Annotated in this window: 22 protein-coding genes; 7 read left to right on the forward strand and 15 right to left on the reverse strand. The window is 63.6% G+C overall.

Annotation, left to right across the window (positions count from 1 at the left end; genetic code table 11):
• Positions 1-149 precede the first annotated feature (149 nt).
• The 4 genes from bamJ (at position 150) to ABIB24_RS13285 (ending at position 2,463) form a co-directional block, all read left to right on the forward strand.
• Positions 150-914: a BamJ family beta-barrel-assembly machinery protein gene (gene bamJ / locus ABIB24_RS13270; protein ID WP_003257347.1), complete on the forward strand. Its 765-nt coding sequence runs from the start codon at positions 150-152 to the stop codon at positions 912-914.
• A 293-nt stretch (positions 915-1,207) separates the two neighbouring features.
• Positions 1,208-1,648 carry a YkvA family protein gene (locus ABIB24_RS13275; protein WP_085705819.1) on the forward strand — a complete coding sequence of 147 codons (441 nt, stop codon included), beginning with the start codon at positions 1,208-1,210 and terminating at the stop codon, positions 1,646-1,648.
• 111 nt (positions 1,649-1,759) lie between these two features.
• The gene (locus ABIB24_RS13280; RefSeq protein ID WP_039614580.1) at positions 1,760-2,098 is read left to right on the forward strand and encodes a helix-turn-helix domain-containing protein; all 339 of its coding nucleotides are present in this window, start codon (positions 1,760-1,762) and stop codon (positions 2,096-2,098) included.
• On the forward strand, positions 2,095-2,463 hold the full coding sequence (locus tag ABIB24_RS13285) for a hypothetical protein (protein WP_013971408.1): 369 nt from the start codon (positions 2,095-2,097) through the stop codon (positions 2,461-2,463). Before ABIB24_RS13280 ends, ABIB24_RS13285 begins: the two co-directional genes overlap by 4 nt.
• Positions 2,464-2,610: 147 nt before the next feature.
• On the opposite strand, the gene ABIB24_RS13290 is transcribed toward ABIB24_RS13285, so the two are convergent.
• Positions 2,611-3,579 carry an EAL domain-containing protein gene (locus ABIB24_RS13290; protein ID WP_354316583.1) on the reverse strand — a complete coding sequence of 323 codons (969 nt, stop codon included), beginning with the start codon at positions 3,577-3,579 and terminating at the stop codon, positions 2,611-2,613.
• Between the two features lie 118 nt (positions 3,580-3,697).
• Complete coding sequence (locus ABIB24_RS13295; protein WP_170978816.1) at positions 3,698-5,779, reverse strand: carboxy terminal-processing peptidase; 2,082 nt, start codon at positions 5,777-5,779, stop codon at positions 3,698-3,700.
• Positions 5,780-5,923: 144 nt separating this feature from the next.
• Here ABIB24_RS13295 and ABIB24_RS13300 point away from each other — a divergent pair, with 144 nt between their 5' ends.
• Positions 5,924-6,886, forward strand: a complete 963-nt coding sequence (locus ABIB24_RS13300; protein ID WP_137163207.1) for an NAD(P)H-quinone oxidoreductase — start codon at positions 5,924-5,926, stop codon at positions 6,884-6,886.
• A 123-nt stretch (positions 6,887-7,009) separates the two neighbouring features.
• Here the strand turns inward: ABIB24_RS13300 and ABIB24_RS13305 are convergent, their stop codons facing one another.
• The 6 genes from ABIB24_RS13305 to ABIB24_RS13330 all read right to left on the reverse strand — a co-directional run bounded on the left by ABIB24_RS13305 (position 7,010) and on the right by ABIB24_RS13330 (position 12,329).
• Complete coding sequence (locus tag ABIB24_RS13305; RefSeq protein ID WP_354316586.1) at positions 7,010-7,663, reverse strand: HAD family hydrolase; 654 nt, start codon at positions 7,661-7,663, stop codon at positions 7,010-7,012.
• Positions 7,664-7,677: 14 nt separating this feature from the next.
• Positions 7,678-8,667 carry an ABC transporter ATP-binding protein gene (locus ABIB24_RS13310; protein WP_025338060.1) on the reverse strand — a complete coding sequence of 330 codons (990 nt, stop codon included), beginning with the start codon at positions 8,665-8,667 and terminating at the stop codon, positions 7,678-7,680.
• Position 8,668: 1 nt separating this feature from the next.
• Entirely contained in the window at positions 8,669-9,463 is a 795-nt protein-coding gene (locus ABIB24_RS13315; protein ID WP_013971414.1) for an ABC transporter permease, read from the reverse strand.
• Complete coding sequence (locus ABIB24_RS13320) at positions 9,453-10,304, reverse strand: ABC transporter permease (RefSeq protein ID WP_046616725.1); 852 nt, start codon at positions 10,302-10,304, stop codon at positions 9,453-9,455. The genes ABIB24_RS13315 and ABIB24_RS13320 overlap by 11 nt, the downstream gene beginning before the upstream one ends.
• Positions 10,301-11,107: an alkaline phosphatase family protein gene (locus ABIB24_RS13325; protein WP_075044040.1), complete on the reverse strand. Its 807-nt coding sequence runs from the start codon at positions 11,105-11,107 to the stop codon at positions 10,301-10,303. Before ABIB24_RS13325 ends, ABIB24_RS13320 begins: the two co-directional genes overlap by 4 nt.
• 157 nt (positions 11,108-11,264) lie before the next feature.
• Complete coding sequence (locus tag ABIB24_RS13330) at positions 11,265-12,329, reverse strand: ABC transporter substrate-binding protein (protein WP_085617658.1); 1,065 nt, start codon at positions 12,327-12,329, stop codon at positions 11,265-11,267.
• Positions 12,330-12,646: 317 nt separating this feature from the next.
• On the opposite strand from ABIB24_RS13330, the gene phnR reads away from it, so the two are divergent.
• Entirely contained in the window at positions 12,647-13,360 is a 714-nt protein-coding gene (gene phnR, locus ABIB24_RS13335) for a phosphonate utilization transcriptional regulator PhnR (RefSeq protein ID WP_025338064.1), read from the forward strand.
• Positions 13,361-13,471: 111 nt separating this feature from the next.
• On the opposite strand, the gene ABIB24_RS13340 is transcribed toward phnR, so the two are convergent.
• From ABIB24_RS13340 to minC, 7 genes are all read right to left on the reverse strand, one after another.
• A complete protein-coding gene (locus ABIB24_RS13340) occupies positions 13,472-15,628 on the reverse strand; it encodes a mechanosensitive ion channel family protein (protein ID WP_354316590.1) in 2,157 nt (718 codons plus the stop codon).
• 44 nt (positions 15,629-15,672) lie between these two features.
• Positions 15,673-15,840, reverse strand: coding sequence for a hypothetical protein (locus ABIB24_RS13345; protein ID WP_170929313.1), 168 nt, complete (start codon positions 15,838-15,840; stop codon positions 15,673-15,675).
• A gap of 217 nt (positions 15,841-16,057) precedes the next feature.
• Positions 16,058-17,347: a M18 family aminopeptidase gene (locus ABIB24_RS13350; protein ID WP_025338066.1), complete on the reverse strand. Its 1,290-nt coding sequence runs from the start codon at positions 17,345-17,347 to the stop codon at positions 16,058-16,060.
• 169 nt (positions 17,348-17,516) lie between these two features.
• Complete coding sequence (locus ABIB24_RS13355) at positions 17,517-18,152, reverse strand: RluA family pseudouridine synthase (RefSeq protein ID WP_025338067.1); 636 nt, start codon at positions 18,150-18,152, stop codon at positions 17,517-17,519.
• 154 nt (positions 18,153-18,306) lie between these two features.
• Positions 18,307-18,561 (reverse strand): cell division topological specificity factor MinE, encoded by a 255-nt coding sequence (gene minE / locus ABIB24_RS13360; RefSeq protein ID WP_025338068.1) that lies wholly within the window; start codon positions 18,559-18,561, stop codon positions 18,307-18,309.
• Between the two features lie 3 nt (positions 18,562-18,564).
• The gene (gene minD, locus ABIB24_RS13365) at positions 18,565-19,377 is read right to left on the reverse strand and encodes a septum site-determining protein MinD (RefSeq protein WP_013971423.1); all 813 of its coding nucleotides are present in this window, start codon (positions 19,375-19,377) and stop codon (positions 18,565-18,567) included.
• Between the two features lie 101 nt (positions 19,378-19,478).
• The gene (gene minC, locus ABIB24_RS13370; RefSeq protein WP_025338069.1) at positions 19,479-20,237 is read right to left on the reverse strand and encodes a septum site-determining protein MinC; all 759 of its coding nucleotides are present in this window, start codon (positions 20,235-20,237) and stop codon (positions 19,479-19,481) included.
• 111 nt (positions 20,238-20,348) lie between these two features.
• Here minC and ABIB24_RS13375 point away from each other — a divergent pair, with 111 nt between their 5' ends.
• Entirely contained in the window at positions 20,349-21,284 is a 936-nt protein-coding gene (locus ABIB24_RS13375; protein ID WP_137163211.1) for a lipid A biosynthesis lauroyl acyltransferase, read from the forward strand.
• The last annotated feature ends 78 nt before the right edge of the window (positions 21,285-21,362 follow it).

Consider the following 21,362-nt stretch of genomic DNA (forward strand, 5'->3'; position numbering starts at 1 on the left):
TGGCTGCACATCCTTTGATGAATAAGCGTTTAACTACTGAACTTCCTTACCAAAACCCGCTCCTATGCCGGTAGCCATTGGTCATGGCCGCCTGCTAAGCTCGCGGCTTTACCCTGATTGCCCTTTTGGCGCATGAACAAGGAAATAGCATGAAACAGCATCGTTTGGCGGCTGCGGTTGCCCTGGTAGGCCTGGTACTGGCTGGCTGTGATCAACAGACCAGCAGCCCCGAGCTGAAGACTCCGGCACAGAAAGCCTCCTACGGTATCGGCCTGAACATGGGCAAGAGCCTGGCTCAGGAAGGCATGGAAGACCTTGATTCGAAAGCAGTCGCCCTCGGCATCGAAGACGCCGTTGGCAAGAAGGAACAGCGCATCAAGGACGAAGAGCTGGTAGAGGCCTTCACCGCGCTGCAGAAGCGTGCCGAAGAGCGCCTGGCCAAGGCCAGCGAAGAAGCCGCCTCCGCCGGCAAGAAGTTCCTCGAGGAAAACGCCAAGAAGCCAGGCGTGGTCACCACTGCCTCGGGCCTGCAGTACGAAGTGGTCAAGAAGGCCGACGGCCCGCAGCCCAAGGCGACCGACGTGGTCACCGTCCACTACGAAGGCAAGCTGATCGATGGCAAGGTGTTCGACAGCTCCGTCGAGCGCGGCAGCCCGATCGACCTGCCGGTCAGCGGCGTGATCCCGGGTTGGGTCGAAGGCTTGCAGCTGATGCACGTCGGCGAGAAGTACAAGCTGTTCATCCCGGCTGAACTGGCCTACGGTGCGCAGAGCCCAAGCCCGCTGATCCCGGCCAACTCGGTACTGGTATTCGACCTGGAACTGATCGCCATCAAGGATCCGGCCCAACTGCAAGGCGCCGAGCCGGAAGCGGAAGCTCCTGCCGAGGCCCCGGCCGAAGCGCCTGCCAAGTAACACTGGCTGGCCCACGCAAAACGCCCCGTCCTGACGGGGCGTTTTCGTTTGTGTCGGGTAGTTGGACGAACCTGCAACTGCTGATACTGTCCGAGGAAATGCAGCGTGAAGAAGCAGAATGCTTCTGACGCAAACCGTTTGCGGCGTACGCACCCAAGGTGTGAAACGACTGTGTAAAAAACGCCCGATCTGACCGGGGCCCTTGCCCGGCAGGCACCTGGGGTCGGAAACGTCGCCCTGTTCACAAGGTTATCCACAATAAATGTGGATAACCTTTTCCTCTTGGAGGCTCCATGAGCGCACCCTGGAATTTCGCCCGTTTCCTGCCCTTGGCCGAGCGCCTGCTCAGCCGTGGCCGGTTGCCGGCCTTGCTGTTTGCGGTAGCCCGCAAAGGCCCGCGCATCGGCCAGTTGCGTGAAGATGTGAAGCTGCTGCAGTCGCTGTGCCTGGCCTGGTGGCGCGGCGAGTACCGCGCCATCAGCCCCAAGGCGCTGGTCACCATCGTCGCCGGGCTGCTGTATTTCGTCAGCCCCATCGACGCCATCCCCGACTGGCTGCTGGGCGTGGGTTTCCTCGACGACATCGCGGTACTGGGTTGGGTGCTCAAGACCGTGGCTGACGAACTGGCGCGCTTCAAGGCCTGGCGTGACAACCAGGCGCCCGAACGGCTGCGAGTGGTCGAGCGCCTGCCGGCCACCCCCGAAGCGCTGCGGTTGGAACGCAACACGCAGTGAAACTGGCCGCAACCGCAGCGCAACTGCACAGACCCCAGAGTTGGTAATATAATTGGCATAAGGGTTATGCCTACGGATTACATGCTGTAATCCTTTTTAAAGGGGTTTGTAATGGGTATTCAGGTCATCAGCCGGGACGGTCAACCCGAGTACGCCGTCGTTCCCTGGGAACAGTACCAGGCACTGCTCAAGGCCGCAGGGCAGGCACCTGCCGAGGTGGTTGCCAGTGAAGCGCAGGGCGATGCAGCCAGTGCGCCATTGCCGGCCTTCAGCGAAGTGGCACAGATTCGCCAGGCCAAGGGCATTGCCCCTGAGCAACTGGCGCGCAATGTCGGGGTAAGCCCGGCTTACCTGGCCATGATCGAATCGGGCGAACGCCAGCCGGATGCTGCCATCCGCCGAGCCCTGGCCTGGCATCTGGGGGTGGCTGGCTGGAGCGAGCCATCATGAGCCAGGTCAGGATCAGCCGTCAGCACTGGGATAACCTGCTGGGCGAGCTTGACCTGGCCCGTCGTCAACGTCACTTGCTGACGTATCGAGCGCTGATCGAGCGCTTGCAATTGCCCAGCCCGGCCATGCAGACGCTGACAGCCGCGCTGGAGTACCTGGCGGTGCTGGATGCCCGCGCCGAGCAGCCATTGCGCAGCTCGCTGGTGATCAGCCAGGGTGCCAGCCGTTTGCCGCGTACCGGTTTTTTCGAGTGCGTTGAGCGCCTGGGGCGTTTCTCCGGGCCGGTGGATGGCATGGAGGCGGCGTCGTGGCATGCCTCCGAAGTGGTCCGGGTGTTCGAGTACAGCTACCCCGAAACAGCCTGATTTGCCTGTTCCGGCCTCTTCGCGGGTAAACCCGCTCCCACAGGGATAGCGCCGACCTGTAGGAGCAGCCTTGTGCTGCGAAAGGGCCGGTATGTGTAATGCCCTCTTCGCAGCACAAGGCTGCTCCTACAAGGTACTGCACAAGGTTCAAGATGTGTGGTGAACCTGTGGGAGCGGGTTTACCCGCGAAGAGGCCGGAACAGGCAAAGCATCTCTGTGGATCAGCCCACAAGCCCTGCCATCGGCATCCACCACCTCCAATACCTCCAGGTGCCGGTGCCGGCCAAACAACTCCAGCAACTGCCCAATCGTCGCATTGAGCCGCACCGTCGGCTGTTCTGCCTGCGGAACGTTCATCAGTGCCGGTAGCGGCCTGCTTTCGCGCGCCCCCAGCTCCTGCGGCCGCCCCAGCAGGTAGCCCTGCACCAGGTCCACGCCCATCTCCACCAGCACCGCCAGCTCTTCTGCCAGCTCGATGCCTTCGGCAATCACCTGCGCCTTCGACGCCCGGGCAATCTGCAATATCGAACCGACGAACTCACGCTTGAGCGGGTCGCGGTGGATGCCGTCGATGAAATGGCGGTCGATCTTCACGTATTCGGGGCGCAGCTCCGACCACAGGCGCAGGCTCGAATAACCCGCCCCCAGATCGTCGATGGCAATCGAGAAGCCCATGTCCCGGTAGTGGTGCAGGGCATTGGACAGCAGCTGAAAGTCGTCGGTCGGGGTGTGTTCGGTCAATTCGATCACCACCTGGCTGGGCGGCAGGCCGACCTGTTCGAGCAGTTTCAGGGTCTGCCCGGACGGGTAGTGCGGCTCCAGCAGCGATTCCGGCGAGATGTTGAGAAACAGCTTGCCCTGCAACTGCTGTTCGCTGAAACGCCGGCAGGCGCTTTCCCGGCAGGCAGCCTCCAGCTCGGTCAGGCGGCCGGCCTGGCGGGCGATGGTAAACAGGTTCAGTGGTGCATGCAGCGGGCTGTTGGACGGCCCTCGGCTCAATGCTTCATGGCCGAAAACCCGTTGCTCGCTCAGGCACATGATCGGCTGGAACAGACTGTGGATGCTGCGTTGAGCCAGGATGGCACTCAAGGCACTGAGCTGTTCGGCGACGGTCATGACGTATTCCTGAAAATGAAAGGGCCGGGCGTTTCCACGCCCGGCCCCTCTATTTCACGACAGCGCGATGACTGTTTGATGACAAGTGAAACTAATTTGCCATCATTGCCGCAGTGACTTACTTCTTGGCCACCTTGGTGCTCGCACTCAGGTAGTCGATCAGGATGCGACCGGTTTCCGACAGGTAGGCATCGTCTTCCGGCTTGGTGTTTTCATCCTCGGTCGGCAGCGCGTCCTCGTCCTCTTTCTTCAGCTCCTTCAGCGGCTCTTCACCCTTGGCCTTGCGGCGGATGTTTTCCAGCGCCAGCTGCTTGGCCTCGATTTCGTCGTGGCGTGCACGGCGGTCCTGCTCGTTGAGGCTGACGGTCTTCTCGTTCATCAGCTTCTGGGTCAGGGCCAGGCGGTCGCGGATGTAGGTGAACTCCGCGTCCTTGTCGCTGCGCGCTTCATGCTGCGCCTTGAGCTGGGCCAGGAACGGCTTGAACGGGTCGGCCGCCGGCTTGACCACCGGGCGAATGGTGTCCCATGGCATGGCCTCGGGCAGGGCGCTCTCGCCGATTTCCTTGGTGTCGATGATCGACGGGTAGTCGATGTCCGGCAGCACGCCCTGGTGCTGGGTGCTCTGCCCGGAAACCCGGTAGAACTTGGCCAGGGTTAGCTTCAGCTCGCCGTGGTTGAGTGGCTGGATGGTCTGCACGGTGCCCTTGCCGAAGGTCTGGCCACCGATGATCAGCGCACGGTGGTAGTCCTGCATGGCACCGGCGAAGATCTCCGAAGCCGAGGCCGACAGGCGGTTGACCAGCAGCGCCAGCGGGCCCTTGTAGAAGGCACCGGGGTTTTCGTCTTCCAGCACATCGACACGGCCGTCGCTGTTGCGCACCAGCACGGTCGGGCCTTTCTCGATGAACAGGCTGGTCAGCTCGGTGGCTTCCTGCAGCGAGCCGCCGCCGTTGTTGCGCAGGTCGATGACCACGCCGTCGACTTTTTCTTTCTGCAGTTCGGTGAGCAGCTTCTTCACGTCCCGCGTGGTGCTCTTGTACTCCGGGTCACCGGCGCGGTAGGCCTTGAAGTCGAGGTAGAAGGCCGGGATCTCGATGATGCCCAGCTTGTAGTCACGCCCGTCCTGCTTGAGCTTGAGCACCGACTTCTTCGCTGCCTGCTCTTCGAGCTTCACCGCCTCGCGGGTGATCGACACGATCTTGCTGGTCTGGTCGCTAGGCGCGTTGCTGGCCGGGATGATCTCCAGGCGCACCACCGAGCCTTTCGGGCCGCGGATCAGCTTGACCACTTCGTCCAGGCGCCAGCCGACCACGTCGACCATTTCCTTGTTGCCCTGGGCCACGCCGATGATCTTGTCGGCCGGTGCCACCTGCTTGGTCTTGGCCGCCGGGCCAGCCGGCACCAGGCGCACGATCTTGACCTGGTCGTTGTCGCTTTGCAGCACTGCACCGATGCCTTCCAGCGACAGGCTCATGTTGATGTCGAAGTTTTCCGCGTTGTCCGGCGACAGGTAGTTGGTGTGCGGGTCGTAGGACTGGGCGAAGGTGTTGATGTAGGCCTGGAAGATGTCCTCGGCGCGGGTCTGGTCCAGGCGCGACAGCTGGTTCTTGTAGCGCTTGGTCAGGGTTTCCTGGATTTGCTTGGGTTCCTTGCCGGCGATCTTCTGGCGCAGCACTTCGTCCTTGACGCGTTTGCGCCACAGGTCGTCGAGCTCGGCCTGGTCCTTCATCCACGGGGCGTCCTTGCGGTCGATCAGCAAGGTTTCCTTGGCGTTGAAGTCGATCTTGTCCACGCCCTTGTTCAGCTCGGCCAGGGCGAAGTCCAGGCGTTGCTTGACGCGGTCCAGGTAGCGTTTGTAGATGGTGAAGCCCGGGTCCAGGTTACCGCTCTTGAGGAAATCGTCGAATTGCGTTTTCCATTTGTCGAATTCGGCGATGTCGGCAGCGGTGAAGTAGCTGCGCGCCGGGTCCAGCAGCTTGATGTAGCTGTCATAGATGATGACCGAACGGGCGTCGTCCAGCGGCGGCTTGCTGTAGTGGTGGCGCTTGAGCAATTCCACCACGTTGAGGCTGGCGACGATCTCGTCGCGGTCCGGCTGCAGGCTGTCCCATTTGTTGGCGGCCGCCGCATTGCCGCCGAGCGTGAGGCCGCCCAGGCCGATCATCAGCGCCAGGGCGGTGCTTGGGAGGAAATGCTTCATGCTGATTCGACGTGGAGACAATTGATCACGCATAGTAGGCCGTCTTTTCTGTTCACCGGTTGCAAAAAACCGGATGCATACTGCAAAAAGCCTGGGGACTTGGCGTTCCCAGGCTCGGTCATATGATTCAACTATGGAGGCACTGTGAAGGCATTGCAAGGCGTTGACGGACATGTGGCTTGGGTCGAGGCTGAGCGCCCGGCCTGCGACGCGGGTCAAGTGCGCATTCGCGTGGCCGCAGCGGGGCTGAACCGCGCCGATCTGCTGCAGATGAAAGGTTTGTATCCACCACCGCCAGGCGCCAGCCCCTACATGGGCCTGGAGTGCGCCGGGGTGATCGAGGAAGTGGGTGCCGGTGCCGACTGGCGGGTGGGTGACCGGGTGTGCGCGCTGCTGGCCAGCGGCGCCATGGCCGAGGAAGTGGTGGTGGATGCCCGCCACGTGCTGCCTGTGCCTGAAGGCCTTAGCCTGCACGAGGCGGCGGCGTTGCCGGAGGTGTATGCCACTGCCTGGCTGAACATCTTCCAGCTGGGTGGCGTGAAAGCCGGCGAGAAAGTGCTGGTGCACGCTGGCGCCAGCGGCGTTGGCTCGGCCGCCATCCAGCTGTGCAAGGCATTCGGCAGCCCGGTGTGGGTCAGCGTCGGTTCGCAGGACCGCCTGGCTTACTGCGAGGCGCTGGGCGCCGCCGGCGGTGTGGTACGCAACGAGAACCTGGAGGCGCTGGAAGGTTTCGGCCCGTTCGATGTGATTCTCGACCCGGTGGGCGCCAGCTACGGCGAGCTCAACCTCAAGCTGCTGGCGCGTGACGGGCGCTGGGTGATCATCGGCCTGATGGGTGGGCGCAAGTTCGAGCTGGATCTGGCACAGGTACTGGGCAAGCGCCTGGAGATTACCGGCTCCACACTGCGCAACCGCGATGACGGCTTCAAGGCCGAGTTGCTGCGCGATTTGCAGCAGCAGGTGTGGCCGCTGTTTGCCGAAGGGCGCCTGTCGCCGCAGCTGGTGGATACCTACCCGGTGGAGTTTGCCCAGGCGGCGTATGCCGAGCTTGAGACCAACCAGGTGTCGGGCAAGCTGGTGATGGTGATCGACCCTAGCCTGGCGTAGGCAGGCCCGGCCTCTTCGCGGGTGAACCCGCTCCCACAGGGATTACCACAGGCTTGAAAACTGTGTGGTCCCTGTGGGAGCGGGTTTACCCGCGAAAGGGCCGGTGCAGGCGATGTGATTACCTCAGGCCCAGCTCAGGATCGGCCACTTGTTGACCTCGGCATGCTCCCGCAACACCGCATCCGGGTTCACCACATGCGGATGATCTACCCTCAGCAACAACGGCAAATCGTTCCGCGAGTCGGAATAGAAACTCGCCCCCTCCAGGTTCTCCTGCTCCTGGTCCAGCCACTCCAGCAACCGCGTGATCTTCCCTTCGCGATAGGTCAGCACCCCATGGGTCTTGCCGGTATAAACCCCGTTCACCGCCTCCAGTTCGATCGCCAGGTATTCGTCCACCCCAAGCCGCGCCGCAATCGGCCCGACCAGGTGCGTACCCGACGCCGAAATGATCAGGATGCGATCCCCGCGCTTGCGGTGCTCGGCAATGCAGCGGCAGGCGTCGCCGTAGATGATCGGCTCGATCACCTCTTCGACCCACGGCGCCACCAGGTGCTCGACCTCTTCCAGGGTGCGCCCGGCAATCGGCTCCAGGCTGAAGGCCATGTACTCCTCCATCCGCAGGTGGCCCCTGCCATAGGCCTCCATCAACTCATGGTCGCGGCGCAGGAATTCCTTGCCGTCGACCCAGCCCAGCCGGGCCATCTGCTCGCTCCACAGCGACGCGCAGTCGCCGTGGATCAGGGTTTCGTCCAGATCGAAAATTGCCAGTGCCATGGTGTTGATTCTCCTTAGGCCACTTCTCGTAGCGCCGTGGGGTCGATCGACAAGCTTACCCGTTGCCCGTCCGCGTGCAGGTCGGACGGTGAGCGGTTGAGCACGTCGACCACCAGTTCCACCTCGCGTACCCGCACCCGGTAGCGGATCACGTTGCCCAGCAGGCTGTGGCTGCGCACTTCGGCGTCCAGTTCGCCGTTGATGCCCAGGGTGATCGACTCGGGGCGGATCGCCAGGCGGCTGGCCACCGGGCGCTGCAGCAGGCGGCTGGCGCTGTCGGCGTCGAGCAGGTTGTAGTTGCCGATGAAGCCGGCGGCAAACAGGTCCACCGGCGCGGTGTAGAGGGTTTCGGCATCGCCGCTCTGGACGATGCGGCCCTGGTTCATCAGGAAGATGCGGTCGGACATGGTCAGCGCCTCTTCCTGGTCGTGGGTGACGAAGATGGTGGTCAGCCCCAGCTCGCGCTGGATGGCGCGGATCTGCTCGCGCAGGTGCTTGCGGATGCGCGCATCCAGCGCCGACAGCGGCTCGTCGAGCAGCAGCAGGCGCGGGCGGGTGACCAGCGAACGGGCCAGGGCCACGCGCTGGCACTGGCCGCCGGACAACTGGTGCGGGTAGCGCCCGGCGAAGTTGCCCAGCTCCACCAGCTCCAGCGCCTCGCGTACCCGGGCCTGGCTTTCTTCGGCCTTGACCTTCTGCATGCGCAGGCCGAAGGCGACGTTCTGCTCCACGGTCATGTTGGGGAACAGCGCATAGCTCTGGAACACCATGCCGATACCGCGCTTTTGCGGGCTCAGCGGCACGATGTCATGGCCGTCGAGCAGGATCTGCCCGCTGTCCACCGGGGTGAGCCCGGCAATGCAGCGCAGCAGCGTGGACTTGCCGCAACCGGACGGGCCAAGCAGGGTAACGAACTCGCCGCGTTCGATACGGCAGTCGATGTTCTCGAACACCGGGCTGCCGGCGTAGCTTTTTTGCAGTTTCTGTACGCTGACGAAGCTCATGTCAGGTCTTGTCCTTGTTCAGGCGGTTGGCGACCCAGGTCAGTACCAGCACGAAGGCGAAGTACGAGATCACCAGCGCGCTGTTGAAGTGGCCGCTGCTGTTGCGCATGTTGTTCAGGTACACCTGCAGGGTCTCGTAGCGGGTGCCGACCAGCAGGTTGGCGAACACGAACTCACCGAACAGGAACGAGAACGACAGCAGCAGTGCCACCATCAGGCCCTTGCGCAGGTTCGGCAGCACCACCAGCAGCGCCGCCTGCCAGGTGCTGGCGCCCAGCAGCTGGGCGGCATCCATCAGGTCGCGCAGGTTGATCGCCTGCAGGTTGTTGGTAATGGCGCGGTACATGAACGGCAGGGCAATGGTGAAGTAGCAGCCGATCAGGATCCACGGCGTGCCGACCATGGCCATGGGCCCGCTGCCATACAGCTGCAGCAGCCCCACCGACGACACCACCGGCGGCACCGCGAACGGCAGCAGGATGAGGATGTTCATCAGTGCGTCGAGCCTGGGGAAGTGGTAGTGCACCACGAACAGCAGCGGCAGGATCAGCACCACCGACAGCAGCAGCGCGCCCACGCACACCAGCAGCGACTGGCCGAAGGCAGCCAGGAAGCGCGGCTCGCTCCACAGCGCGATGTACCACTTGAAGGTCAGGCCGCTGGGCAGCAGGCTGGCCGACCAGCTGGTGGCCAGCGAGTAGAGCAGGGTGCCGGCCAGCGGCAGCAGCAGGATGAGGAACAGCAGGTAGACCACGGCGCGGTGGTACCAGCCGCCGGAACGGGCGTCAGCGCGCATGGTAGCTCCTTTTCAGCAGCCATTGATGCACCACCGTGACCAGCGTCATCAGCCCCACCAGGACCATCGCCAGGGCGCTGGCCAGGTTGGGATCGAGGCTGATGTCACCGGCCACCAGGCCGGCGATGCGGATCGGCAGTACGTTGAAGTTGCCGGTGGTCAGCGCGTACACGGTGGCATAGGCACCGAGCGCGTTGGCCAACAGGATGACGAAGGTGCCCAGCAGTGCCGGGGTCAGCACCGGCAGGCCGATGTGCCGCCAGAATTGCCAGTGGTTGGCGCCCAGCAGCGCGGCCGACTCGCGCCAGTCTTCACGCAGGGCGTCGAACGCGGGGTACAGCAGCAACACGCCAAGCGGGATCTGGAAGTAGGTGTACACCAGGATCAGCCCGCTCTTGGAATAGATGCTGAAGTCCTCCAGCAGGCCGACCTGCTTCAGCAGCAGGGTCAGCGCGCCGTTGAAACCGAGCAGGATGATGAAGGCGAAGGCCAGCGGCACCCCGGCGAAGTTGCTGGTCATGTTGGCGAAGGCGCTGACGAAGTCGCGCAGCTTCGAGTCCACCTGGCGCAGCGAATAGGCGCCGAGGGTGGCGATGACGATGCCGAAAAGGCTTGACCAGAAGCTGATCTCCAGGCTGCGTTGCAGGGCCTGCAGGTAGAACTTCGAGGCGAATACCTTGCTGAAGTTGTCCACGCCCCAACCTGCTTCCGATTGCAGGCTGTTGATCGCCACCCAGGCCAGCGGGGCGATCTGGAAGATGACGAAGAACACGGCGAACGGTAGCAGGCAGAGCAGGGCCAGGTAGCGGCCACGGGCGCTGCTGCTCTTGGGTGTGGTCACTTCAGCAGCTCCCGGCAGACGCTCTTATCATGCGGTGCGCCGAGCAGCTCGCAGATGGTCCCGCACAGCTCGGTCTGCAGCGGTTTGGCCGCTGGGTCGAGGCTGAAGGCATCGCCGAATACGAACAGTGGCACTTCGCGCTCCTCGGTCAGCAGGCCATTGTGCGAGCGGTCGTTGTTCATGCCGTGGTCGGCGGTGACCAGTACCTGGTAGCCCTCTTCGAGCCAGCCTGGCAGGTAGTCGGCCAGCAGGATGTCGGCGCTGCGCGCGGCGTTGCGGTACTGGCTGCTGTCCAGGCCGTGGTGGTGGCCGACATCGTCGATGCTCATCGGGTGCACCAGCAGGAAGTTGGGGGCGTGGCGGCGGCGCAGGTATTCGCCATCGGCCAGCAGGTGCGAATCGGGGTAACGGTCGTCCCAGTAGAACAGCCCGTGCTGGATCGGCAGTTTCGGTGCGTGGGTATGGCGGTCGCGCTGCGGGTCGAAGGGCGAGCGGTTGTACAGCTCGCTCATCCAGTGATAGGCCGCCGCCGCAGTGCCCAGGTTGGCCTCGCGGGCGTAGTGGAACACGCTGCGCTGGTTGGACAGGCGGTTGACGTTGTTGTGCACGATGCCGCTGTCGATCGGCGGCACACCGGTGAGGATGCACTCGTACAGCGGCCGCGACAGCGACGGCAGTTCGCATTCCACGCGGTACAGCGCGGCACGGTCGGCCTCGACGTAGGCGTGCAGGTGGCCCATGGCGTGATGGGCGACCTGGTAGTTGAGGCCGTCGAGCAGGACCAGGATGACGTTGTGGCTCATTCAATACTCCGCAAAGGAACCGGGGAGGGCTTCGCCCTCCTTTCGCGACACAAGGCCGCTCCCACAGGGACAGCGAAAACCTCTGGGGCGACGCAGGCCCTGTGGGAGCGGCCTTGCGTCGCGATGGGCTGCGCAGCAGCCCCAGGATGGTCCTGCCTTACTCCATCTCGATGATCACCTGCTCCTGCCACATCTGCGGCAGTTTCTTCGAGCTCGCTTCCCAGGCCTCGGCATTCTTGATCGGCTGCGCGGCCTTGTACTGTTCGTTGGGCAGCAGCTTGGCCTGTACATCGTCCGGCAGCTTCAGGTGCTCGGCACGGATCGGCCGCGCATGCCCCTTGGCCAGGTTGATCTGCCCGGCGTCGCTGAAGATGTATTCACGCGTCAGCTTGGCCGCGTTCGGGTGCTTGGCGTACTTGTTGATGACGGTGGTATAGCCGGAGATCACCGAGCCATCCGACGGGATCAGCACTTCGAAACGCTTGGGGTCGATCTGTTCACGGTAGCTTAGGCCGTTGAAGTCCCACACCACGCCCACTTCCACCTCGCCCTTCTCCAGGGTCTGGATGGTCGGGTTGGCCAGCGACAGGCGCTTCTGCTGGGCCAGCTTGGTGAACAGCTGCAGCCCCGGTGCCAGGTTGGTCTCGTCACCCTTGTAGGCGATCGCCGCAGCCAGCACGCCGTTGGCGGCCTGGGCAGCGGTGCCGACGTCACCGATGGCGACCTTGTACTTGCCTTTTTCCAGGTCGTGCCAGGAGGTTGGCCGCTCGCCTTCCTTGACCAGGTCCTTGTTGATGATGAAGGCGATGGTGCCGGTATAGGCCAGCGCCCAGTGGCCGTCCTTGTCCTTGGCCCAGGTCGGCACCTGGTCCCAGGTGCTCGGCTTGTACGCCTGGCTCACGCCCTTGCTCACGGCGATCGGGCCGAAGGCGGCACCCACGTCGCCGATGTCGGCGCTGGCGTTGTCCTTCTCGGCTTCGAACTTGGCGATTTCCTGGGCCGAGCTCATGTCGGTGTCGCTGTGCTTGAGGCCGTACTTGCTGGCCAGGTCTTCCCAGGTGCCTTTCCAGTTGGCCCAGGCATCGGGCATGCCCACGCTGTTGACGTTGCCTTCCTTGCGGGCGGCGTCTTCCAGGGCCTTGAGGTCGGTATCGGCGGCCATGGCCGTGGTACACAGGGCGATGGCCGAACCGAGCAGTGACGCCATGAACAACTTTTTCATCCGAAGCTCCTTGGGTGGGTGCCTTTAGCGATGGTTGTTATGAGTGAAGCCGTTGTCTGGTGACCGTTGGTCTAGGTCAGCAAACCTTGAGCCAAGGTAGGCTGCTTGCGTGACAGTTTGATGTAGGGAAGGGCCGGTGAAGGCCCTGAAGCTACAGCGTAGACCACGCAGCCGCCCCGGTTCTGCTGGGTTGGCGCGTTTCTGGCAGTGTCTGGCCAAAGCCTTTGTCACAGGATGTTCATCAGCCCTGCCTAGGCTTGCACTATTCTCCAAGTGCCCTGTTCTGGGGCTGGACTAGTCCAGATAGGTAACCTTTGATGCAGTCGATGCCACCGCGTGCGGTAACAGCCATCTGTCACGCCCTGCAGGAGCAGATCGAGCACGGCCTGCTGGCGCCGGGCGGCAAGCTGCCGGCCGAGCGCAAGCTCAGCGAGGTGTTCGATACCACGCGCATTACCCTGCGTGAGGCGCTGGTGCAGCTGGAAGCCCAGGGGCTGATCTACCGCGAAGAGCGCCGCGGCTGGTTCGTCGCGCCCGAGCGGCTGACCTACGACCTGATCGAGCGCAGCCACTTCCATGCCATGGTCCGCGACCAGGGGCGGGTGCCCAGTACCGAACTCTTGTCGGCGCGGCTGCAGCCGGCCTCGGCGGCCATCTGTGCGCGCTTGCAGCTGCCGGCGTTGTCCAGCGTGGTACGTATCTGCCGGTTACGGCGGATCGATGGGCGGGCGGTGCTGTATGCCGAGCACTACCTCAACCCCCGGTACTTCCCGGAGATTCTCGAACAGGACCTGGCCCAGTCGCTGACCGAGATTTATGGGCGGGTGTATGGCATCCAGTATGGGCAGGTGTGCTTCGAGATCTTGCCGACGGCGTTGCCGGTGGAGGCGGCCAGTGCCTTGAAGGTGTCGGCGGGAAGCCCTGGGCTGCATATCACCCGGGTCAACAGTGACCAGCATGGGCACCTGATCGACTGTGACCTGGAGTATTGGCGGCATGATGCCATCCGCATCCGCGCCCAGGCGGGTTGACCATGGTTTTTGGGGCTGCTTTGCAGCCCATCGCGACACAAGGCCGCTCCTACAGGGGAGCGCGTACTCCTGTAGGAGCGGCCTTGTGTCGCGATGGGGCGCGAAGCGGCCCTAGTTCGATACGGCGTTGCCATCTGCCATCGTGCCACCAGCAGCCGTCACCACCTGCACCGACAACCGCGGCGTAGCCAAATCCAGCCCCGCCTCATCCAGCTGCCGCTTCAACGCCAGGTTGAACGCTCGCGAAACCTCCCACTGCTTGATAGGCGCAGTCTTGAACCGCGCCCGCAAGATCGCCGACCCTGACTCGAAGCTCTCCACCCCCTGCAACTCCAGCGGCGACCAGATGTTGCGGCGCATCAGCGGGTCGTTGCGCAGCTTCTGCCCCACTTCGCGAATCAGCGTGATCGCCTGGTCGATGTTCATGCTGTGCGGGATCGCCACGCGGAAGATCGCGTAACCGAACTCGCGGGAGTAGTTCTTGATGCTCTTGATCTCGCTGAACGGGATGGTATGCACGATGCCGTCGATGTCACGCAGGCGCACGGTACGGATGGTCAGCCCCTCCACCGTGCCCAGGTGCCCGCCCACATCGACGTAGTCGTCGATGGCCAGCGAATCCTCGATGATGATGAACAGCCCGGTGATCAGGTCGGCCACCAGCGACTGCGCACCAAAGCCGATGGCCAGGCCGATCACACCGGCACCGGCCAGCAGCGGGGTGACGTTCATGCCCATGTTGGCCAGGGCGACGATCACCGCGATGATGAAGATGACCACGAACATCACGTTGCGGATCAACGGCATCATGGTTTGCGCGCGGGCGTTGGCCAGGCCTCGGCGCGAGCGCACCAGGGCGTGGTGCACGGCGGTGTCGGCAAGGATCCACACCAGCCAGGCGACGATCAGCGTGCCGGCCAGGCCCAGCAGGCGCACGCTTATGTCGTGGCCCTCGCCCTCGGCGAAGCTGATCATCGACAGGCCCCACACGCGCAGCCCCAACTCGATAAACACCAGCCAGATGAACAGGTGCACCAGCAGGTAGCCGAAGTTGCGCAGGCGCTCGGCGTACACCGCCTGGCGCTTGTTGGCGCGCTTGGGGTTGGCGGCCTGGCGGCGCACCAGGCCGTTGAGCACCATGCACACCACCACCAGCACCGTGCACATCAGCGATTGGCGCAGGGCGGTGCTGGTGTCGCCGGCCGAGATGAAGGTAGCGAACAGCGAAATCGCCACCAGGATCAGTGCCGGCACGAACCAGAAGCTGCCGAGGATCTCGATGGTGTCGCTGAGGGTGCGCCGGGTCAGGCGCCGTGACAGTGGCTGGTTGCGGATCAGGTGGGCGATCGGGCGGCGGAAGCGCAGGATGAACAGCCCGGTGCACAGCGCCGCAATCACGTTGGCCAGGGTGGCCAGGGCGTGGGCCAGGTGGGTACCGAGGGCGACCATCAGGCGCGGGTCGCTCATCGCTTCGCCAAACGCGGCGAAGCTGCCGATCAGCCACAGCGGGCGGAACGCCTGGTGGCGCAGGATGTGCAGGGCGCGGTGGCGGTGGGGGCCGTCGAGCAGCGAGAAGGCGATCACGCAGATGGCCGAGAAGCAGGTGCCGACCACCAGTGCGTATGCCAGCACCATGGCCAGCGACTTGCCCAGCGACGGCGGCAGCACGAAGCTCAGGTACACGGTGAACAATAGCGCAACCAGCCACGGGCCCAGCTTGCGCAGGGCGAAGCGCACCAGGTCCCAGGTGCGCGGGTGCTGTGGCAGTTCCTCGCTCAGGCCAAAACGCAGGCGTACCCGATGCCCGACCCAGTTGAAGGCGTAGGCCAGCACGCTCCAGACGGCAATGACGGCGGCAAAGCCGAACAGGATGGCCGGCCACTGGTGCACCGGCACCATCAACTCGGTCAGTTCGGCCTGGGCCTGCTCGATTTCCGCGGCCCAGCGATGGAACGGGCTGGCATCGCCGCTGAACTGCTTTTCGAAGTCATGCAGGGCGCCGCCGATCAGGCCGAGCACGCCCTGTTCGACGGTGGGTTGCGATTGCCTGGTGGCGTCGCGCAGCTTTTTCAGGTCGGCCAGCAGCTTGGCCCGCTGCTGGTCGTTTTCCAGGTTCTTGATCACCTCGTCCAGCGACTTGCCCAGCGGTTCGCTGGCCTCTGGCTGCGCGGGCGCGCTGCCACCCAGCAGGCCTGGCAGGCCCGCAGCCTGTAGCGGGGTGACAAACAGGAACAGCAGCAGGAACAGGCAACGCAGGAGGGCAGGCACTGGCAAAACTACCTCAGGTCAAACGATTGGCCGAGTGTAGAGGTTTATGACGGCAGTTTCTCGAGGATCTTCCAGCAGGTGAGGCCGAAGATGCCCAAGGTACCGATCCACATCATCAGTACGCCGATGTTGCGCTCGCGCAGGCTGAAACCGATGGTCAGCAGCATCAGGAACAGAAACACCGGCACGAACAGGGACAGGAACGGGGACATGGACAGCAATCCTTTTGCAGTGGGGCCATGTAACAAGCATAGCGGGTGGCAGACGAAGCGGGATTGACCTTGAGCACTGAACCAGGCAACGACGCTCTCTGTAGGAGCAGCCTTGCGCTGCGAAGAGGCCAGTACACCCCAAGCATCTCTGCTGGTTGTACCGGCCTCTTCGCAGCGCAAGGCTGCTCCTACAAAGGGCGGGGTGGTCTTCAGGATCTCAAGGCAACTCGCGGCAACGGTAGAAGGCACTCAGCACCTTCACCAGGTGCGCCAGGTCATGGCTGCCGCACAGCTCGCGAATCGAATGCATGGCAAAGGTCGGCAAGCCGATATCCACCGTACGCACGCCCAGGTGGCTGGCCGCAATCGGCCCGATGGTCGAGCCACAGCCCATGTCGCTGCGTACCACGAAGCTCTGCACCGGCACTTCCTCAGCCATGCACAGGTGGCGGAAGAACCCGGCGGTCTCGCTGTTGGTAGCGTAGCGCTGGTTGTTGTTCACCTTGATTACCGGCCCGGCGTTGAGCTTGGGCCCGTGGTTGCCGTCGTGCTTGTCGGCGTAGTTGGGGTGCACGCCGTGGGCGTTGTCGGCCGACACCATCAGCGAGCGCTGGATGGTGCGCACGTAGGCGTCGCCATCCGGCAGCAGGCGTTGCAGGGTTTGCTCCAGCATCGGCCCGTCGGCGCCACAGGCCGAGCAGCTGCCGACTTCTTCATGGTCGTTGCACACCAGTACGCAGGTTTCGTCGCTGTCGGCGGCCAGCAGGGCCTGCAGGCCGGCGTAGCACGACAACAGGTTGTCCAGGCGCGCACCGGCGATGAAGTCGCCGTTCAGGCCGACCAGCGCGGCGTCCTGGGTGTCGTAGAAGCTCAGCTCGTAATCCAGCACCACATCGGCGATCAGTTCGTGCTCGCGGGCCAGTTGCTCGGTGAGCAGGGCGCGGAAGTCGATGCGTTCGTCACCCGCCACCTGGGCCAGGATCGGCGGCAGCTCGTTCTGCGGGTTGATCGCCCAGCCTTCGTTGGCGGTGCGGTTGAGATGGATCGCCAGGTTGGGGATGACCGCGATCGGCAGCTTGAAGTCGATCAACTGGCTTTCGACCTTGCCGTCACGGCGGTAGGTGACCCGGCCGGCCAGCGACAGGTCGCGGTCGAACCATGGCGCCAGCAGGGCGCCGCCATACACTTCGACGCCCAGCTGCAGGAAGCCCTGGCGCTGCAGCTCGGGCTGCGGCTTGACCCGCAGGCACGGGCTGTCGGTGTGGGCGCCGACCATGCGGATACCGTTCAGCAACGGTGCCTGCTTGCCCAGCTTGATGGCGATGATCGACGAGTCGTTGCGGGTGACGTAGTAGCGGCCGCCAGGCACTGTGGCCCAGCTGTCGCGCTCGTCCAGGCGCTGGTAGCCGGCAGCTTCCAGGCGCTGGGCCAGGCTGGCGGTGGCGTGGAAGGGCGTGGGGGAGGCCTTGAGGAAGTCGATAAGGCCAGAATTCAGTACGTCGCGCATAGCTCACTCCAGACAGCAGTGGCGCGAGTTTAGCGTATTAGGTCGACAAATTGTGTCTGCCTCTTCGCGGCTGAAGCCGCTCCCACAGGTACTGCACAACCGTCGAAAGCGGTGCGATCCCTGTGGGAGCGGCTTTAGCCGCGAAGAGGCCAGTACAGGCTGTACACAATCAGAAGGGCGCAGGGCACTCGAACTTCAACCGCACCCCGGACACCGGGTGGGTAAAGCTCAGCATCGAGGCATGCAGGCACAGCCGTTCATGGGCAGCCAGTGCCTCGGGGTTGGCATACAGCCGGTCGCCCAGCAACGGGTGCCCGATCGACAGCATGTGCACGCGCAACTGGTGCGAACGCCCGGTAATCGGTGTCAGCTCTACCCGGCAGTAATCACCGCAGCGTTCGACGATGCGCCAGAAGGTCAGCGCATGCTTGCCCTGTTCGTGGTCCACCACATGCCGTGGCTTGGTCGGCGGGTCGTAGCGCAGCGGCAGGTCGATGCTGCCGCTGTCCAGCGCCGGCTGGCCCCAGCACAGCGCGGTGTAGGCCTTTTCGGTTTCGCGGTCGTGGAACTGGCGCGACAGCTCGCGGTGGCTGTCGGCATCCCGGGCCAGCAGAATGATGCCGGAAGTTTCCCAGTCCAGGCGGTGCACGATCAGCGCGTCGGGGTAGCCGTTTTCCTGCAGGCGAGTGATCAGGCAGTCCTTGTTGTCCTCGGCGCGGCCGGGTACCGACAGCAGCAGGGTCGGTTTGTTGATCACCAGGATGGCGGCGTCTTCGTGCAGGATCTGGATGTTGGACAGCGGCATTGCAGTATCTCTGTGATATCGGGGAAACCATCGGGGCCGCCTTGCGGCCCATTCGCGGCACAAGGCCGCTCCTACAAGGAAATGCGTATCCCTGTAGGAGCGGCCTTGTGCCGCGAATGGGCTGCAAGGCAGCCCCGATGGCCAATTGCGCGGATCAGCGATCCGGCAATGTGATGTTCAGTTCCAGAATCGAGCAGCTACCCTGGTTTTCCAGCTCGATATGCACATCATCGTTGCCGATGTTCACATATTTGCGGATCACTTCCAGCAGTTCTTTCTGCAGCGCTGGCAGGTAGTCCGGTTCGCTGCGTTGGCCGCGCTCGTGCGCCACGATGATCTGTAGACGCTCTTTCGCTACCGACGCGCTGGTAGTTTTCTGTCTGCCACGAAAGAAGTCAAAAAGGTTCATGGTTTACTTGCCTCCAAACAGGCGCGCGAAGAATCCTTGCTTCGGCACTTCGATGAACCGCAGGGGCTTTTCTTTGCCCAGCAGACGGTCGACGGTATCGCTATAGGCCTGGCCGGCATCGCTCTGGTCGTCGAGGATGACCGGGATACCCTGGTTGGAAGCCTTGAGCACTGCCTGGCTCTCGGGGATCACACCCTTGAGCTTGATCGCCAGGATCTCTTCGACGTCGGCGATGCTCAGCATTTCGCCCTTTTCCACGCGCTCCGGGTGGTAGCGGGTGATCAGCAGGTGTTCCTTGATCGGCTCTTCGCCGTTCTCGGAGCGGCGCGACTTGCTCGACAGGATGCCCAGCATGCGGTCGGAGTCACGTACCGAGGACACCTCGGGGTTGGTGACCACGACGGCTTCGTCGGCAAAGTACATGGCCAGGTGTGCGCCTTTCTCGATACCGGCCGGCGAGTCGCAGATGACGAAGTCGAAGTCTTTCTTCAGCTCCATCAGGACCTTTTCCACGCCTTCCTGGGTCAGCGCGTCCTTGTCACGGGTCTGGCTGGCGGCCAGCACGTACAGGTTCTCGAGGCGCTTGTCCTTGATCAGGGCCTGTTGCAGGTTGGCTTCGCCGTTGACCACGTTGACGAAGTCGTACACCACGCGGCGTTCGCAGCCCATGATCAGGTCGAGGTTACGCAGGCCCACGTCGAAGTCGACGATGACGGTCTTGTGGCCACGCAGTGCGAGGCCGGTACCAATGGCGGCGCTGGTGGTGGTCTTGCCCACACCCCCCTTGCCGGAAGTAACCACGATAATCTTGGCCAAGGTGTTTCACCCCTAAAATAATCGGGACACAAGTCCCTGCAAAAATACAAATAAACGGCAACGGTAAGAAAAGTTGCACTAAAAATGCTGGCAAGTATCCGTTAAAGACGGGTGATGTTCAACACGTCGCCAGACAGGCTGACTTGCACGCCAGTGCCCCACAGCGGGTCGCGGCGCAGGTCTTCGCATACCTTGTACTGGCCGGCGATGGAAACCATTTCGGCGGTCATCTGCTGGCAGAAGATACGTGCCTTGGTATTGCCTTTGATGCCGGCCAGGGCGCGGCCGCGCATGGCGCCGTACACATGGATGTTGCCATCGGCCAGAAGTTCCGCCCCCGGGCTGACCGAACCGGTCACCACCAGGTCGCCGCCCTGGGCGTAGATCTGCTGGCCGCCACGTACTGGCGAAGTGATGATGCGGGTCGGGCGCACCTCGGGTTCGAGGATTGGCGGCGGGACAGGGGCCGGCTCTGGCTTCTTCACCTCGGGTTCGGGCTCCAGCGGCCGTTCGCGGGCGCCGGATGGCGGCAGCACCGGCAGGTCGATGGCAATGGCGGCGGCGATGTCCTCGATGCGGTTGGCGCGGATGGCCAGGGTACGCAGGCCGTGGTGGCGGCAGATCCGCATCAAGCCGGGCAGGTCGATTGCCCCCTCGTCGGCCGGCAGCTTGTCCAGCGCCAGCACCAGCGGCGTGTTGCTGAAGAAGTTCGGTGCCTGGGCGACTTTCGCCGCCAGTTGGCGGTCGAGGGCTTCAAGGTCATTGCGCGCCAGTTCCAGCACTGTAATGGCGAGCATGCTGCCCTTGAGCTGGAACACGGAGGCGGTGTCGGGTGTGTGGTTTGGGCTCATGGTCTGCATAGACGGCTTGTTGCGAAAAAAGTGCCCTGACTTATAACGATAAGACCGGTTGCCCGCAACATGCGCTGATCCGTTGTAGAATGCGCGGCCTTTGTCTTTCCGGAAGCTTCAATGGAACGCCCGCGTTTTCGTCCCTATTTCCTTCACCCACGTTTCTGGGGCCTGTGGCTGGGCCTGGGCCTGCTGTGGCTGGTGGTCCAGTTGCCGTACCGGGTCCTGTTGAAAGTCGGTACCGCGCTGGGAGCGGTGATGTACCGCTTTGCCGGTGAGCGGCGGCGCATTGCCGCGCGCAACCTGGAGCTGTGCTTCCCGGAGCTGTCGGTCGACGAACGGCAGCGCCTGCTCAAGGCCAACTTCGCCTCCACCGGTATCGCCTTCTTCGAAATGGCCATGAGCTGGTGGTGGCCCAAGGCCCGGCTGGCGCGCCTGGCCCATGTCGAGGGGCTGGAACACCTGCAGGCCGCCCAGCAGGCGGGGCAGGGGGCCATCCTGATGGCGGTGCACTTCACCACCCTGGAAATCGGCGCCGCGCTGCTGGGCCAGCAGCACACCATCGACGGTATGTACCGCGAGCACGGCAACCCGCTGTTCGACTTCATCCAGCGCAGCGGCCGCGAGCGGCATAACCTCGACTCGCTGGCGGTGGAGCGCGAGGACGTGCGCGGCATGCTCAAGCTGCTGCGTTCGGGCCGGGCGATCTGGTACGCACCCGACCAGGACTACGGCGCCAAGCAGAGCCTGTTCGTGCCGCTGTTCGGCATCCCGGCGGCGACGGTGACTGCCACCACCAAGTTTGCCCGGTTGGGCAAGGCGCAGGTGATTCCGTTCACCCAGAAGCGCCTGGAGGATGGCAGCGGCTATCGCCTGGTGATCCACCCGCCGCTGGCGGATTTCCCCGGGGAGAGCGAAGAGGCTGACTGCCTGCGCATCAACCAGTGGGTGGAAAGCGTGTTGCGCGAATGCCCCGAGCAGTACCTGTGGGCGCACCGCCGGTTCAAGTCGCGGCCCGAAGGGGAGCCGCGGCTGTATGACAAGAAGAAGCGCTGAATTTTCTTTTGCCTGTGCCGGCCTATTCGCGGGTGAACCCGCTCCCACAGGTTCTCCACAGGCCTTGAAGGCTGTGCA

This window comes from Pseudomonas sp. UYEF17, from assembly GCF_040546125.1.
GTDB classification, from domain to species: Bacteria; Pseudomonadota; Gammaproteobacteria; order Pseudomonadales; family Pseudomonadaceae; genus Aquipseudomonas; species Aquipseudomonas putida_Z.

Excerpts from the sequence above, each read along its gene's own strand:
- bamJ (WP_003257347.1), top strand. The coding sequence starts at position 150 with ATGAAACAGCATCGTTTGGCGGCTGCGGTTGCCCTGGTAGGCCTGGTA.
- ABIB24_RS13275 (WP_085705819.1), top strand. The coding sequence starts at position 1,208 with ATGAGCGCACCCTGGAATTTCGCCCGTTTCCTGCCCTTGGCCGAGCGC.
- ABIB24_RS13280 (WP_039614580.1), top strand. The coding sequence starts at position 1,760 with ATGGGTATTCAGGTCATCAGCCGGGACGGTCAACCCGAGTACGCCGTC.
- ABIB24_RS13285 (WP_013971408.1), top strand. The coding sequence starts at position 2,095 with ATGAGCCAGGTCAGGATCAGCCGTCAGCACTGGGATAACCTGCTGGGC.
- ABIB24_RS13290 (WP_354316583.1), bottom strand. The coding sequence starts at position 3,579 with ATGACCGTCGCCGAACAGCTCAGTGCCTTGAGTGCCATCCTGGCTCAA.
- ABIB24_RS13295 (WP_170978816.1), bottom strand. The coding sequence starts at position 5,779 with ATGAAGCATTTCCTCCCAAGCACCGCCCTGGCGCTGATGATCGGCCTG.
- ABIB24_RS13305 (WP_354316586.1), bottom strand. The coding sequence starts at position 7,663 with ATGGCACTGGCAATTTTCGATCTGGACGAAACCCTGATCCACGGCGAC.
- ABIB24_RS13310 (WP_025338060.1), bottom strand. The coding sequence starts at position 8,667 with ATGAGCTTCGTCAGCGTACAGAAACTGCAAAAAAGCTACGCCGGCAGC.
- ABIB24_RS13315 (WP_013971414.1), bottom strand. The coding sequence starts at position 9,463 with ATGCGCGCTGACGCCCGTTCCGGCGGCTGGTACCACCGCGCCGTGGTC.
- ABIB24_RS13325 (WP_075044040.1), bottom strand. The coding sequence starts at position 11,107 with ATGAGCCACAACGTCATCCTGGTCCTGCTCGACGGCCTCAACTACCAG.
- ABIB24_RS13330 (WP_085617658.1), bottom strand. The coding sequence starts at position 12,329 with ATGAAAAAGTTGTTCATGGCGTCACTGCTCGGTTCGGCCATCGCCCTG.
- phnR (WP_025338064.1), top strand. The coding sequence starts at position 12,647 with ATGCAGTCGATGCCACCGCGTGCGGTAACAGCCATCTGTCACGCCCTG.
- ABIB24_RS13345 (WP_170929313.1), bottom strand. The coding sequence starts at position 15,840 with ATGTCCCCGTTCCTGTCCCTGTTCGTGCCGGTGTTTCTGTTCCTGATG.
- ABIB24_RS13350 (WP_025338066.1), bottom strand. The coding sequence starts at position 17,347 with ATGCGCGACGTACTGAATTCTGGCCTTATCGACTTCCTCAAGGCCTCC.
- ABIB24_RS13355 (WP_025338067.1), bottom strand. The coding sequence starts at position 18,152 with ATGCCGCTGTCCAACATCCAGATCCTGCACGAAGACGCCGCCATCCTG.
- minE (WP_025338068.1), bottom strand. The coding sequence starts at position 18,561 with ATGAACCTTTTTGACTTCTTTCGTGGCAGACAGAAAACTACCAGCGCG.
- minC (WP_025338069.1), bottom strand. The coding sequence starts at position 20,237 with ATGCAGACCATGAGCCCAAACCACACACCCGACACCGCCTCCGTGTTC.
- ABIB24_RS13375 (WP_137163211.1), top strand. The coding sequence starts at position 20,349 with ATGGAACGCCCGCGTTTTCGTCCCTATTTCCTTCACCCACGTTTCTGG.